This is a genomic window from Paenibacillus sp. Root444D2, assembly GCF_001426375.1.
Lineage (GTDB): Bacteria > Bacillota > Bacilli > Paenibacillales > NBRC-103111 > Paenibacillus_E.
Map to the genome: position 1 here is coordinate 117001 of NZ_LMEO01000004.1, position 14805 is coordinate 131805.

The following is a 14805-nucleotide window of genomic DNA, read 5'->3' on the forward strand; positions in this document are numbered from 1 at the left end:
CTCCTCAATGAAAAAAACATGAAATCCCCCGTTTCTTATCCTGTCATCACACTCTATTTATCATACACGTCAACCTTCATAGGAAACAACGACAAAGAGACGATCATCGAAATGATTCGTCTCTTTGATCTTCACAACCCTACTTTTTCTGCTGCGCCTGCACATCCGCATAAGCCTTATCGATCGTCGTGATGGCTTCTGCAATGGATGCATCAATATTCCGTTTGCCGATGGTGACATCTTCAAACATTTTATTCACAGCATCAGACATTTGCGGGAAGATCGGCGTAATCGGACGCGGTCTGCCGTACTTTTGATTTTGGATGACGAAGATGTTCTTCGGATACTCATTCAATTCCGGGAAAGTCTTCGCTGAAGAGTAACGGGATGGAATATCTTTGGTCATGCCGGCATACGACTTTTGTCCTTCCTCACCAGTTACCCAGTTGACGAACTTCCAAGCTTCATCCGGATGCTTGCTCTTTGATGATATACCCAGCGCCCAGCTGCCGTTTGCTACCGCTTGTGCAGTCCCCTTAGGCAGAGGAGCAATGTCATAGTCCTCGCCCAGCTTGAAATTCGGGAATTTCTCTTTCAGATTAGCCAGAGACCAGGAGCCATCAATCGTAATGCCCAATTTACCGTTCGGGAATGGATCCGGCGGATACTCCAGAGCAGATACTTTATCTTTGTTATACAGATCCGAGAAGAATTGAACGGCTTTCTTCGTTTGCGGTGAATCCAAGTAACCTTTCGACGTTTTACCGTCAGGACTCATAATTTCCCCGCCAAGCTGCCAGATGATCGGATACTTGAAGTAGGCTGTACCTCCCGCGTTCCCGAAGCCCTGTGCAGGATCTATACCAAAGATGCCACTCGCTGGATCATTGATTTTCTTCGCAGCATCGAGCACCTGATCCCATGTCCACGGCTCATCCGGATTTTTGGAAGGAAGTGGGATACCCTTCGCTTGAAACATCTTTTTGTTATAAAACATGGCAATCGAAGATTCCGTTAATGGCGCCATGTAGATTTCATTTTGATACGTGTAAGTCGCAAGCGTTGACTTAGGAACATCATCAATATTCCCGTCCGTCTTGAAGTATGTGGTCAACGGCTTCAGAGCACCGGCATTTGCATAGGAACCAACGGTAGGCGCATCTAATGCCATAATATCCGGCGGGCTGCCCGAAGCGATGGATACTCGTAATTTCGTGTCATAATCCGAATATGGAATCGGTGTCATTTCGACAGAAATGTTCGGATACTTTTGCATGAAGGAAGCAACAAGCTTGTCATAGGCTGCGTTCTCCGTATCGTTCCCCGAGTTTCTCCAGAACGTAAGCTTTACTTTCTCTTCTTTTTTAACAGCATTATCCGTTTGTTTGGGTACGGCTGACGACGTATTTCCACCATCACTTTGCGTTGAACATCCCGCCAATAAACCACCGACTACGAGAGCGCTTACTACTGTTTGGCTTAGCTTTTTCAAAATGTGAATGCCCCTTTCATTTATCTGTTGTTGTTGTTCTTGTCATCATCATATCAAAGGGGCTGGGATATTAAATTCAATATTCTCTGCTTAGAACTTATAAAATTATCATGATCCTGGTTATTGTACAAGAGCGTAACAAGCCTCATCGCAACATATTATCAACGTCAAAGCTATATTGTACACCAACAAAAAGTGTTCATTGAGCTTCAAAGAAAAACGTTGATCCCACGTTCGTAATCCTACCTGCCCCCAGAAAATACGTTTGGGTCTCGTATAACTTAGTATCAGCTGCAGCTAGAACATTTCAAAGGTGGTCATAACCATGATAGCAAAGTTAACAAAAGAACCCAAACGCTCCTACCTTCTTGCCAAAAGCTTCATGATCAGCATACTCGTTTTTAGCGTGGGTACCGGTAGCGTATTAGCTTCGGAGATTACAACAACAACACCGTCGTCCAGTCCCGCATCCGTGAGCGTCACCCAGAATACGACTTCCTCCTCACAAGTAGCCGCGACTTTGAACGAATCCAAAACGGAGACTCCAGATCTTTTGCCAGGAGACTTCTTCTACTTTGTAAAAACAATGTACGAAAACATTCGATTGGCCCTAACTGTCAATGACGTGAAAGAGGCGCGACTACTTACCGCATTTGCCCAAGATCGACTTCAGGAAGCGAATGCCTTATTGGCTCAAGGAAAAACGAAAGAGGCAAATCTATCTCTCCAGAAGTCGCTGGAAACTCAGCAAAGTGCTGTTCAAAAAACAGATCAAGCTTCTGGAATATCGACAACTGTTAAGACTACACAAGTAGAGACTATTGCACAAGCGGCTGCTAAAGATGAGGATTCAACACAAAAAGAAACTGCAACAACAGCCGCAGAGCAAACGGAAGCCGAAGATGTGATCAATCCTGTAAAAGAAGTGAAAAATCCGGAGCAGGTATTGAAGGTAAAGGCCGATTTACAACATAATATTGTAGCCTTGTCCTCCGCATTGGAAAAGGTGGGAAATCCGAACGCCCAACTGGCTTTAATGAAAAATATAGAAAAGGCGTTTGCTCATCTGGATAAAAAACTGTCCAAAATCGAGAAAAAAGAGAAGCTGGGGCAGATGAATGAGAACGTAACAGCTAAGGAAGAGCAGCCCCCAGTTGCCTCACCGGTTCCATCTCAAGTTCCCACACCAGCTTCAACACCAGCTTCAAACGAGTCTGTCTCGGACCAAGAGAAACAGGAAAGCATAGTAACAAAATCAGATCAAACGAAGAAGGACGAAGACAACCAGCATATGAATAAATCTGATAAAGCAAAAGAGAAAAAAAACGATAGCCCACACAAAGGTGGCGAAAAAGGGAACGGCAACGGACACGATAAAAATAAAGGTAGTAAACAAGAATAAAACCGCTACTCGCTCCCTTTTCGATATATAAATACTTAAGACTCGCAACCTATGTTGTGGGTCTCTTTAATTATTCCGCTGTTGGCTTACATGAATGATTCGAGGCAGTAAAGCATTCGAGCACGATCACAGTTTATTCGTTCATTTATAGGTATCTCTAGGAAATAGTCCAACTGCCATTTCTGTGTTTTTTGAGCCTGTCGGCTTATAGTCTTGTCCCACGGTGGGTACACTCGTATTGCCCGTTTACCGCCTTCACCTTGATTTGATACTATATTTTGATTGAATAGAACCTGCTTTGGAAATACAAATTGGCCAAAGTTATTCCCATTGCGGGTACTAATTACGAAGAAATCGACTGGATCTGATAGGTCATACGGTTGGATCGTTCCATCTCCAATTCTATGCCATAGTGTCACAAACTGCCCCACCTTTGTAGGCGTGATTTTAGCGACACGAAATCTAATGGAGAGAGAATCTAAATGAAATAAATAGGCTCCATATTCAGCATTTTGAGCTTCTAAAAGCGGTTGAGAGCAATCAAACCCGCACACGTTATAGACGAGATTCTTGGTAGCTAGCAGGTCACTATGAATTGTGTCTGAGGAAGAAATCCAGGAATTTTGATCATTAGGGCATGCTTCTGTTAAATTATTATTTTTCTTATCCATCTGTTCTAATCTCCTATGCCCATTATTAGGCTTATTTCATAATCCTTCAACGTAAGCATACCGCTTTGAACACCTTGGGAAATAATCGCTTTGATGTTGTGCAGCGTGCCCTTTCGGCTTCAACATCGAAAGCCTCTGCCTAAAGTAATAGGACAGAGGCTTTTGCCTTGAATTTAGAGCTCATCAACGGGCGGTTAAATCATCTCCTATTAGTTTTTCAATAAGCTTTGATTATAGACATTTGACGTAAACCGAAAGCCACAATTATCTTTTACGATAAAGTGGATAAGGCACCGTTGTAGGAACCTTGATGAGAATCAACCGCATGATCTCTTCATCCAAGTTCGTAATTGTTACCTCTGTCTCTGACTCAGCAGCTGCAAGGACGAAATCTTTATGATGAAACTGTACAGGTTGCTTCGACGCACCTGACTCGCCCCATGTTCCCTGCCCGCGTATGGCTAAAGCCGTTAATGTATAACCAGCATCAATCTTATGTTGATAATGGGCGCCGCTATTTACTTCAACATCCCACATTTCAATATCAGCAACCAACTGTACGGGAGCATCTGTACCAATTACCGTTTTCACTTTATACCCTGCTGCATGGCTTACTTGTGGAAATTCTTCGTGCTCATACTGGCGATAGGTTGGCTTTCTCCGAACCGCTTCCGTCAATTCAGGTTCAAACCAAATTTGAAAAAGCTCCGCATCGGCACTTAGCTTTTCTTGATGACTAACGCCAGAACCTGTTTGCATGACCTGCGCCCCGCCTGCTCCCACTGTGCTGTCATTACCCAAGGTATCCCCGTGAAAGGCACTGCCTTTTACCACATAAGTCATAATCTCAAATCCTTCATGTGGATGCAGACCGATCATGGCTTCGGTACTTGAAGTGGCCCATGCCCAATAAAATAAAGGACCCACTCGCTTAATAACCGATCCTTCACCTGGAAAGCCGATCGGCTTTTGTTCTTTGATTTTCCCACCGTCAAATTCACCAATTCCCTGCATGGCAGGCGTGTACACTCGTGCTTGCATTCTTGAACAACCTCCTAAATTTTGATTATTCTATCTCATTCGGCCAGCCTATCCCTCCAGCACTCCATGAGCATCATCTAGTTGAATGGGAATTAAAATCAAACTTCATATATATCTTTGATTTAAGTATCTTTAATTTAAGATAAATGTACACCTTAAACCAATTCATGTCAACATATTTGTGAAAAAAGAACAGGAACTGTTCTTTTTTCGTCGAACCCCTATTAAAGAATATCCTCTATAGGGAGCAAATGAGATGAATGATGAGAAGCACCTGATGATACTAAAAAAATATAAAAAGCAAATTATTGCGAAGTGGATTCGTGAGTTCATTCATAGTTATCCTGAGTATGACAGAAACGTTCTGGAAAAAGATGCAGATGTCTTCTATACATTTATGTTAGACCTTCATATTCCCGCGGCAGAGCATTCTCTCTTCATAACGATCCCTGAGTCCCAAAAGCTGTTTTTGATGAGAAATGTTTCTATTAGCCATGTTGTGCATAGCAGTCAACTGTGGATTGACGCGATTTTATGGTTCATTCAAGAAAGCCCTAAAGGAAAGGCGATTCCTATGAGTCTGACTAGGGAAATAATTGCTCGGGTCAGCTTATATGAAAGGTATTTTCTCCATCAATATAACACCATTACGAATGAACTGCTGTCTGGTCAAGAAAAGACGATTACGGAGCTGCATGATGCCCGCCTGACGATTATTGGCAAGATGGCGGCCAGCATGGCGCATGAAATCAGAAATCCACTGACAGCCATACTTGGTTTTTTAAAAATCTTACGTAACCAACTATCGATTCAAAATTACCAAAAAATTAACTCCTATCTGGATACGATTGAAAGTGAACTTCTGAGCATTCAAATGCAGATCGCAGGATTCCTCAGTTTTTCAAAAAAGGATACCATCGAGGAAAGTTTTGAAGAGGTATCTTCTAAATCTATCATCGACAACGTCCTAGCCTTGATTACACCTAGATTGGTAAACGATAATATTGAGTTAATTTTTCAAGAAGGGGAAGACATTAAGCTCAAGGTTCAAAAAATAGCCATTCAACAGGTTCTTTCAAATATTCTGAACAACAGCTTGGACGCTTTGTCTGAAAAGGAAGGCGAGAAAAGTTTAATGATCGCATCCAGGCTGGAAGAAGATGAATTCTTAATTATCATTTCCAACAACGGACCTGAAATCCTCCCAGAGATAAAGGACTCACTGTTCATTCCCTTTGTAACAAACAAAAAAGATGGTACTGGTCTTGGACTAGCCATTTGCAAGCAAATTATGACTAAAAATAATGGAGACGTCACGTTTGATTCCAATCCGAATGAAACGTCATTTCGCTTAAGTTTCAAACAAAGGTGGGCTCAAACAAATTAAATTGACCATTCGTCAAAAAAAGAATGGAATCGACATCACATTTGGTTCGTCCAACCCATGTTATTAATGTATTCTGTCCCTTACAATTTATTAGAACAGCAATTTTTCTTATTTTGAAGGAGGAGGGCTACTATGAAGCGTAAGTGGACAACCCTGGTGGTATCCAGTATTTTGGCTGTCTCCACAGTAATGGGCGGCGGTATATCTGCAATGGCAGCATCGAAGAGCAGCTCAGGTGGAACAACAGTTCCAGGCAAAACCTATGTAATTGCATTCTCGAACCAGCTTCCGACGGGTTATGCAGCAATGATTCAAGCGGCAGGCGGGCAAGTTGTTCGGGCTATTCCTGAGATTGGCGGATTGGAGGTACGTTCGTCCAGCACCGAATTTATGACAAAACTGCAGTCATTCAAGGATATTGCAGCTGCCAACGTTCAGATGGTACATAAACTAAGCGATGGTACAGTAGATCCTTCCGCAGCTGACGGTCAGCCAGTTACAGATATTCCCCAACCGGAAGCAACGAGCAGCTACTGGGATTATCAATGGGACATTAAGAAAGTGACGAATAATGGAGCTTCGTTTGCGCTTGAAACCGGCGGCAAAGGCGGCACGCATAAAGCCGTTGTAGGTATTATCGACAGCGGTATTGATGCCAATCATCCCGACTTAAAAGCTAACTTCCTCGGTGGAATGAACTTTGTACCCGCAGGAATAGATACCAGTGAGACCGGTGATCCTAACGATCTACTGGACCGCGAAGGACATGGAACGCATGTGGCAGGATCGATTGCCGGGAACGGCAAAGTCAGAGGGGTCGGCCCGAATCTTGGCATCCGCTCCTACCGCGTATTTCCCGGCGGACAAGGTGCGCCTACGGCCTGGATTGTAGCTGCAATCATTCAGGCGGCGAACGATAAGGTTGATGTCATTAACATGTCGATCGGCGGCTTTGACTCCCAGAAGTATTATGTCGATGGAACCAAATATTCAGATGTTGCTGATATTTTGCTTTGGAAACGTGCCATTCAATACGCTGTGAACCATAATGTAACGGTGGTAACTGCAGCTGGTAATGAAGGTCTCAACCTACGTGATAACAAGGCAATGACCGATTATCTAAACGCTACATACGGTTCCCCAGGCGTTGTATTTAAAGGGAAAACAACAGAAACACCTGGACAAATCAATGGTGTCATCAATGTTTCATCTTCGAACAAGTGGTCGACGAACAGTATCGCATTTTACTCCAATTATGGGTTAAATCAAATCGACGTAGCAGCACCAGGCGGCGATAATGGGCCTGTATATGCTTCAACTCTGGATTTGAACCAGCGAGATTTCCACTATCGCGCGTTAAGCACATGGCCTACTTATTTGCCATCGTATTTCACTTCTAACCTGCATAGCTACGCGCTGCTCCACGGTACATCCATGGCGGCTCCGAAAGTGGCTGGTATTGCAGGTGTCATTAAAGCGGCTCATCCGGAGTTGAACCCTGCACAAGTAGCCGCGTTAATCGAAAAAACGGCGATCGATTACGGCCCAACCGGTAATGATGCTTTATACGGCGCTGGTGAAGCGAATGTGTACAATGCTCTAGTCAAATAAGTTCATGATGAGAAAACCTCTATCGAGGCCATTCAAGGATGAGCGACCGCGTTTAGAGGTAGGTTTTATCGCCAATAAAAAAGCGGTTTTCGGGAACCGAAAACTTATACTTTCTTATGTGGTCAAACAAGCCCAGTGCCGTTTTGGCACTGGGCTTGTTTGATTTCTTACGTACCTTAAAGTAAAATTCGCCTGCTCAATACCAACTTGTAAAAACAGAGGAAGTCCCATAGGCTAACGGAATTGCAGCTCCGATCATCAGTACTGGCCCCCACCAGGTGAAGAAGGAGATCCCCACACATAGACTGATTAAGATCAGCGCCGGCAGTACAAGGATTGGAATTGCAGATTGGAGAGCCTGATGTTTAGTTGTGTCTTGTATAGGAAAAAGAGTCAGAAACGGAGCTGTTAATTCATCTTTACAGAATGATTTCCTCCAAAATGCCAATAGGCATGCAGCAAGGATCCAGATCGTAATTTTAAGGGCACCCGGCAAAATAAACATAGCTCCACTGATCACAACGACGAACTGTATCGTTTGCTTCCACTGTGTGCCATTTCTAAAAAAGGATTTCGTCAATAAATCAGCGATTCCGTTGCTGGCACCTTTCCCTTTGAACAAGCGCTGCGATTTCCCGAATAAAAGGGGATACTTCCGTGTCGGTTTTCTTTTCCGCTCGACAACACGAATTAACATCAGAGAGACAATTCGCATCCGTGCATCTCTTTCTCTGGCGATATCAGCGAAGAAAGCCCCTTTCTCCTGCAGCCGTATTCTGCTTAAGAAAACAACCAGCACTAGAAAAAGAAGAATAGCCGTCCAACTATAATAAGTGTTATGACTAAGCTCCGTAACTAACACTTGATACAAGAAGAACAGACCTACAAAAACCACAATCCGCAACAACCAAAGCACAATTCCATTGAAACGAAGTGTAAGCAGTTGACGAAGCAAGCCTATGTTAATTTTCAACAAATAAGTAAGCAACCATAAGCAAATAACTTGCAACAAGCCATAGGAATACGTTTGAACTAATAAAGGAAGAAATACGAGTATCAATACTAACGTCGTGACTCCCTGCAGCACAAGAGAGTATCTATAGCCGAGTTGCATGAGATGCCGAAACCATTTCTGGTTCTGTCGGAGGAAAAGCTGGTCCCCCTCCTCAACAAAGAATCGAATGGTTCCGAGCCAAATGAATACATAGAAGGCCGCTGTAATCATAAACATCGATATCCAATTAAACCAAGAAGGCTGAGTCGCCCACCAAGAGTAATATTGATATCCTGCTACAATCATCAGTGGAATGACAAAATAAATTGCAATAACCCAATCCACAGCCATTCGCAAAGCCCGATACTGGAAATGCCAATCCGAACGCACTCTTCGAGTGAAAACCTGAAAGCTGCTCTTCAATCCATTGTCCCCCTTCATAGTAACGAATGGAAGCAATCGAACAATGGCGCGTCAGGCATGCCGCATTGCTGCTGAATGTCCTGCAGTGTTCCATTTGCTACCAATCTGCCACCTGAAAGAAGTACAAACGAACTGCAAATCCGTTCCGCTGTATCTAACACATGGGTACTCATCAAAATACCTGCACCGCGCTTGCGTTCCTCATCCAACATCCCTAAGAAATCTTTAATCGCTTTCGGATCCAAGCCAATGAAAGGCTCGTCTACAATATACACATCTGGTTTATTCAAAAAGCCGAGGATGAGCATAATTTTCTGCTGCATACCTTTGGAAAATTTCCCGGGCAGTTGATGTTTTTCATCCATCAATCGGAACCGATGCAAAAGATCATCTGCACGCTCTAGGAATACCGTTCGATCTAAATCGTAGACGGAAGCAGCAAATTCCATATGCTCCCATAACGTCAACTCATCATACAGAATCGGATGCTCCGGAATGTAAGCATAGCTTTTTCGCTCACCCATAAAAGAGATTTTACCCTTGAAATCCTTCAATAAACCAAGGATGCTCTTAATTGTCGTGCTCTTGCCAGCTCCATTTGGACCTAACAGGCCTACCAGTTCACCTTGCCGAACATCAAAATGAATATTTTTGACAATATTTGGAACTTCATCATATCCAGCTTGTTCGATATGTACTTCTAAAACAGCTAATCGTTCTTCTGACATTCTCGGTCACGATCCCTTCTACCCTCATCATATATCAGGCATCTGCAGATTTCCAACATCGCATCATGAAATGATGGCAGATCCCCTAATTGCTTCTAGAAGGTTCCGGTTCCCGATAAGCATCGACAAGAAACGCTGCGTGAACTTTGATGCTCTCGCGCAACGATTGTGGTTGTAACACCCGTGCGTACCGCCCCCAACTGAGTACCCATTGCAGAATATCTTGTTCATTTCGACAATGCAGCGTCGCAAGGACATCGTCCTCTCGTTCTTCCAAATTTGTTAAATAAAAAGAGGGGTTTTCTCGAATCCAAGGAAGTGCCTCCTTCGCAAACGATACGGTCACTTCTTGTTGAAAGTTTTGTTCTGGCTCATATTCGCGCATCCGAAATTCAGAGGGACGCTCAAAAGTGTCTGACAACAGATTAACAGACTCCATACGCTCCAAACGAAATTGACGCAGTTCATTGCGCTTGGTGCAATGACCCACGAAGTACCAAATTCCTCTGAGATGAATGAGTCCGTAGGGATGAACGCTACGAATGCCCGAGGGTTCTTCGGATGCATAAGGGGAAGATTTACGGCTTCTATACGTAAAGGAAAGCACACGTTGTTCCAAAACGGCTCTTCGCACAAGCCCCAATATTTCTTGGGCGGATTCTGTTGCGTTTGGGGCATGAAAAGCATCGTCCAAGTTCAGGAGATGAATACTGTCACGAAGCTGTTGAACCTGTTTCCGCTGCTGCTCAGGCATAATTGCCTCTATTTTCTCCTGTGCGGCATGCGCTGCTTCACAATATGTGCTATCAAAAGTATTAGCTACATAGTCGCTCCCGAGTAACAACATGGACGCCTCTAGAGCTGTAAATTGAATCGGCGGTAGAAAGAACCCTTCCATGAGCTCATACCCAATACCTGGTGTAGATCGCAGTGGTATGCCTGATATTGAGAGGGCCTCCATATCCCGGTACACTGTACGGACGCTCATTTCGAAGCGGCTTGCCAAATCTTCGGCACGCACTACCCCTTTTCTCTGTAGTTCCAGAAGAATTGCAAGCATACGATCAGAACGTTTCATGAAAAAGCCTCCGTCTTACTCCTGACAATACGTTGTCAACAGCAGGTTGTTATAGTGAATATATTCTCACTTCAAGTAGTAGAATCCTACATCAGAATAGGAGAAATTTCTTATAACAATCAAAATGGGTGCCGCCAGCCGAGAATTTACAGCTGACTAACCATAAAAAGAGGAGCAATAAAAATGTGGAAATTTGAACACAGCGTTATAACCGATGCGAAGGCGGAAACCAATTGGGGTCTTTACAGCGACATCGACACATGGAAAGAATGGGATGAATTTGTTCATGTTGAGTATTTGGCTAGAAAAATTGAACTCGAGGCTGTGTGATGGATATGGAAAATAATCATCGTTATTGGATCGGAGTCGTCTCTAAATCGCATGTCATGAGAGGAGTAGAAGGCGGGTTTGCCCAATTATGTCACGGAAAGGCCGCTCCCTTAAAGCGAATGAGACAGGGAGACTGGCTAATCTATTATTCCCCAAAAACGGATTTAAACGGCGGTGATCCTTTACAAGCATTTACAGCAATTGGACAAGTGAGAGATGACGAAGTGTACGAGTATCCTATGAGTGAATCCTTCATTCCCTATCGACGCAACATAGATTATTATAAGTGTACGGAGGCTCCCGTACATTCCCTCTTGGACAGAATGAGTTTCACCAAGGGAAACCGAAATTGGGGTTATCGCTTTCGCATGGGACACTTTGAGATTGATCTATCGGATTTCACAGTTATTTCAGAAGCTATGAGAAAGCAATGAGTTTTCTACAATTGAATTCGCAAATGAATAAAGTGGGATCCCTTATTAAATAAAGGATTCCACTTTTGTGTTTTTTTACGAAATCCTCTGTTACCCATAACAAAAATGACTTGAAAACAGAAAAGACCCCTAGCGGGGCCTTTCTGAAAACAACAATTATTAGATGATAGCAACATAAAAACGATAGATTGATTTATACCGGTTGAGTCTTTTTCAAATACGCCCGCCAAGTAATGCACCACTGCTTCGGATCATCTAAAGACGATTCATCGTTTCGATGAACAGTACTGTTATGCGGAGCTGACTTCACTATATCCGGCTGTGTGTAGGCTTCATTCGAGATATGCTCAAGCGCATGGATGTATTCGTCCAGATCCTCTTTGGAATACGACTCTGTCGGCTCCAAGGTAAACGGCTGCTTCACGATATACGGATGATGGGACGTCCAGTAATGCAGGCCGAAATCACACATGCGGCGAGTAATGTCCTCTGTCTTGACACCTGTCTCATCTGTAAGCTCCTTCCAGCTGTAGCGAACCTGCTCGAGGCGGCGTCCTTTGATATAAGGTGCACTCGCTCCGCGGATTTGCAAGATTTTGTGATAAAGATAATTGTTGTTCAGAACCGCAATTTGGGCGACATCCTTCAGCCCATCTGGACCGAGGCTCATAATCCAAGCGTAGGAACGCAGTACAGTCTGTGCAACCCCGTGGAAACTGCGGACTTTGCCGATGCTGTCTGCTGTCTGATTCTTCAAGACATAACAGCTTCCGTCATAATCCACAAGCGGTCCAGGTAAGAAACGTTTCAGTTCCTCGCTTACACCAAGTGCACCCGTAGCCGGACCGCCGCACATATGAGGAGCCGCAAACGTCTTGTGCAGATTGAAGAAGCACATGTCGAAGCCCGCTTCCTTCGCTCTAGTGATGCCAAGCAAGCCGTTTGCGTTGGCCTGATCGTAGAAGCAGACTCCGCCCGCCTCATGAACAATGTCGGTAAACTCGCGGATTCGATGGTTATAGATGCCAGTGTCCTCCGGATTCGCAACGACAAAACCAGCTGTTCGCTCGGAGATGACACTCTTCAGCTTCTCTATGTCTGGGAAGCCGTCTTCGTCTGGGTGCAGCGTAATAATTTTGTAGCCCTTGACCGCAGCTGTCGCAGCTTGGGAGGGGTGGGAGAAAATCGTCGTAATGATCTCATCCCGCTGATCTCCCTCCCCCCGCGAATCATGATAAGCACGAACGATCGATGCCATCGCAAGCAAGGCCTGCGTACCGCTGCTCGGTTGGAACGAGAAGGCATCCATCCCGCTGATCTCACGCATCGCAAGGTCCAGCTTATAGAAAATCTCCAGCATACCCTGAACGGAATCGGCATCCTGTAAGGGATGCAGCTCCATCATATGGGGCGTACGGATAAGCATTTCGTTGATGCGCGGAATATACTTCATCGTACAGGTGCCTTGTCCGATCTCAACATTCATATCGGAGCCAAGAGTCTCCTGGGACAGGCGCAAATAATGCCGAAGTACTTTGGCTTGACCGATCTCGGGTAAAGCCGGCGCTGACTTTCGTTTCATAGAAGAAGGTATACGCCCAATGCCGTCTCCCACCTCAGCTGCAATGGCAGCCTCCGTTCTTGGCGGAATTACCCCTCGCTCTCCCTGACGGTGAAGCTCAAATATGACCGGCTCATCCCATTTGGCTTGATGAAAATTACGGACTTTATGATCTCTGCGAATTCGTTTCATGGCGTTCCGTCCTTTCTTTATATAAATCGATCACGGTTTGCGAACGATGGTTTGAATGGTGTCTGCTAGACGATCTAGATCAGCCTGCGAATGAATTTCAGTAACGCAGTAGAGGGCACATTGTCCCCATGCCGGGAAAGAAGCGGACAAATCTTTGCCTCCGAATATTCCCGCTTCGGATAGTTGCGCATTTATTTCAGCGACGGTCAAGCCTGTATCGTTGAAATCAACAACAAACTCCTTGAAGAAAGCTGTTTCTGCGAACCGAAGGGAAATGCTTGGAATGGCGGAGATTTTCTTGGCCGCGTATTGCGACTTCTGCATGATGGTCTCGCCGACCTCCTGCATACCGGTTGGCCCAAGCAAGGATAGGTAGACACCTGCGGTTATGCCCCATAATGCGGTCTGGGTACCAACGGACTCCTTCCCTTTCTCACGAAGCGCGAAGGATGTGCGCTCATAGGCTACATCGCCAAAGCCATATTCGCCTTCAACCTCCGTTGGCACGATGCCGAACAACCGGGAAGGATATTCCATGACGTAGGTCTCTTCATCGCGCGTCGCGATAAACCCGGCTTGCCCGCCGCCGTAATTCATATGCATCCCCAGTGGCTGCAAATCTCCACAGACGATATCTGCGCCATATTGGCTCGGAGGCTGAAGAACGCCAAGTGAGATAGGGTCCACGCCAACGATGGAGATGGCATTCACAGAATGGGCAAGCTCCGAAATTTCTTGTCCTTGGTCTTCGATGATACCGAGGTAGCCCGGATTCTCGAAGTATACCGCAGCTATTTCACTGGATAGCTTGCTGCGCAAATCATTCAAGTCCATTTTGCCGGTTGCCTCATTGATTTCAACAAAACGCAGTTCCATCACGGGTGTGCAGTAGTTGTTGATAATCATGACTTTGTCGGGATCGACTGACTTTGGAAGCAGTGCAACACTGCGGCCTGTGATGCGGCCCGCCATCCGAATCGCTGTTGAAGCCGCTTGTGCCCAGTCGAAGGTAGGGACATTAACGACGTCCATATCAACCAACTCAGCCATTAGACTTTGATACTCGAACAAGGTTTGGAATCGTCCGTGATCTTCATAGGGTTCACCGGCATAAGCGGTAACGAACTCGGAACGCTGATTGATTTCGTCACAGACAGCCGGAATAAAATGCTGCCAGCAGCCCGCTCCAAGGAAATTCAAATAAGCGGCACCGTGCTTGTTCTTGGCAAGCAGACCGTCTATATGACGACGCAGCTCGTATTCCGTCATAGCTGGCGGGAGTTTCATCTCCCGGTTCAGCTTCAAGCTGTCTGGAATGGCGTCATGAAGCTGATCCATCGAGGTCAGGCCGATTTCCTTCAGCATCGCATCACGAACCTCAGGCACGGTATTCGGTATATAAGGATGGGCATATGTTCTGTTATTAGGCAAAGGTAACGCCTCCATTCATCGTTGTATAAC

14 protein-coding genes are annotated in these 14805 nt (G+C 45.0%); 5 read left to right on the forward strand and 9 right to left on the reverse strand.

The features are described 5' to 3' along the window. Positions 1 to 139: 139 nt before the first annotated feature. A complete protein-coding gene (locus ASD40_RS04105; protein ID WP_057302061.1) occupies positions 140 to 1492 on the reverse strand; it encodes an ABC transporter substrate-binding protein in 1353 nt (450 codons plus the stop codon). A gap of 360 nt (positions 1493 to 1852) precedes the next feature. Then, a complete protein-coding gene (locus ASD40_RS37000) occupies positions 1853 to 2026 on the reverse strand; it encodes a hypothetical protein (protein ID WP_156389890.1) in 174 nt (57 codons plus the stop codon). Here ASD40_RS37000 and ASD40_RS04110 point away from each other — a divergent pair. Further along, positions 1965 to 2894: a DUF5667 domain-containing protein gene (locus tag ASD40_RS04110; RefSeq protein ID WP_268795867.1), complete on the forward strand. Its 930-nt coding sequence runs from the start codon at positions 1965 to 1967 to the stop codon at positions 2892 to 2894. The genes ASD40_RS37000 and ASD40_RS04110 overlap by 62 nt on opposite strands. 86 nt (positions 2895 to 2980) lie before the next feature. Here the strand turns inward: ASD40_RS04110 and ASD40_RS04115 are convergent, their stop codons facing one another. Both ASD40_RS04115 and ASD40_RS04120 read right to left on the reverse strand, forming a co-directional pair. Beyond that, positions 2981 to 3565 (reverse strand): MepB family protein, encoded by a 585-nt coding sequence (locus ASD40_RS04115; protein ID WP_057302063.1) that lies wholly within the window; start codon positions 3563 to 3565, stop codon positions 2981 to 2983. 264 nt (positions 3566 to 3829) lie between these two features. Further along, the gene (locus ASD40_RS04120; protein ID WP_057302064.1) at positions 3830 to 4606 is read right to left on the reverse strand and encodes a pirin family protein; all 777 of its coding nucleotides are present in this window, start codon (positions 4604 to 4606) and stop codon (positions 3830 to 3832) included. Between the two features lie 256 nt (positions 4607 to 4862). Between ASD40_RS04120 and ASD40_RS04125 the strand changes: the two genes are divergently transcribed. Both ASD40_RS04125 and ASD40_RS04130 read left to right on the forward strand, forming a co-directional pair. Then, complete coding sequence (locus ASD40_RS04125; protein WP_057302065.1) at positions 4863 to 5993, forward strand: sensor histidine kinase; 1131 nt, start codon at positions 4863 to 4865, stop codon at positions 5991 to 5993. A gap of 132 nt (positions 5994 to 6125) precedes the next feature. Then, positions 6126 to 7604 carry a S8 family serine peptidase gene (locus ASD40_RS04130; protein ID WP_057302066.1) on the forward strand — a complete coding sequence of 493 codons (1479 nt, stop codon included), beginning with the start codon at positions 6126 to 6128 and terminating at the stop codon, positions 7602 to 7604. Between the two features lie 196 nt (positions 7605 to 7800). On the opposite strand, the gene ASD40_RS04135 is transcribed toward ASD40_RS04130, so the two are convergent. From ASD40_RS04135 to ASD40_RS04145, 3 genes are all read right to left on the reverse strand, one after another. Next, positions 7801 to 9021, reverse strand: a complete 1221-nt coding sequence (locus ASD40_RS04135; protein WP_057302067.1) for an ABC transporter permease — start codon at positions 9019 to 9021, stop codon at positions 7801 to 7803. A gap of 14 nt (positions 9022 to 9035) precedes the next feature. After that, positions 9036 to 9749 (reverse strand): ABC transporter ATP-binding protein, encoded by a 714-nt coding sequence (locus ASD40_RS04140; protein WP_057302068.1) that lies wholly within the window; start codon positions 9747 to 9749, stop codon positions 9036 to 9038. Positions 9750 to 9834: 85 nt separating this feature from the next. Continuing rightward, a complete protein-coding gene (locus ASD40_RS04145) occupies positions 9835 to 10827 on the reverse strand; it encodes a helix-turn-helix transcriptional regulator (RefSeq protein ID WP_057302069.1) in 993 nt (330 codons plus the stop codon). A 183-nt stretch (positions 10828 to 11010) separates the two neighbouring features. Between ASD40_RS04145 and ASD40_RS37005 the strand changes: the two genes are divergently transcribed. Continuing rightward, the gene (locus ASD40_RS37005) at positions 11011 to 11157 is read left to right on the forward strand and encodes a hypothetical protein (protein WP_156389892.1); all 147 of its coding nucleotides are present in this window, start codon (positions 11011 to 11013) and stop codon (positions 11155 to 11157) included. Further along, positions 11157 to 11591, forward strand: coding sequence for an EVE domain-containing protein (locus tag ASD40_RS04150; RefSeq protein ID WP_057302070.1), 435 nt, complete (start codon positions 11157 to 11159; stop codon positions 11589 to 11591). Before ASD40_RS37005 ends, ASD40_RS04150 begins: the two co-directional genes overlap by 1 nt. Before the next feature lie 193 nt (positions 11592 to 11784). Here the strand turns inward: ASD40_RS04150 and gcvPB are convergent, their stop codons facing one another. Together gcvPB and gcvPA are read right to left on the reverse strand one after the other, a co-directional pair. Then, positions 11785 to 13344, reverse strand: a complete 1560-nt coding sequence (gene gcvPB, locus ASD40_RS04155) for an aminomethyl-transferring glycine dehydrogenase subunit GcvPB (protein ID WP_057302071.1) — start codon at positions 13342 to 13344, stop codon at positions 11785 to 11787. Positions 13345 to 13374: 30 nt separating this feature from the next. Then, positions 13375 to 14775, reverse strand: coding sequence for an aminomethyl-transferring glycine dehydrogenase subunit GcvPA (gcvPA, locus tag ASD40_RS04160; RefSeq protein ID WP_164484206.1), 1401 nt, complete (start codon positions 14773 to 14775; stop codon positions 13375 to 13377). Positions 14776 to 14805: the final 30 nt, after the last annotated feature.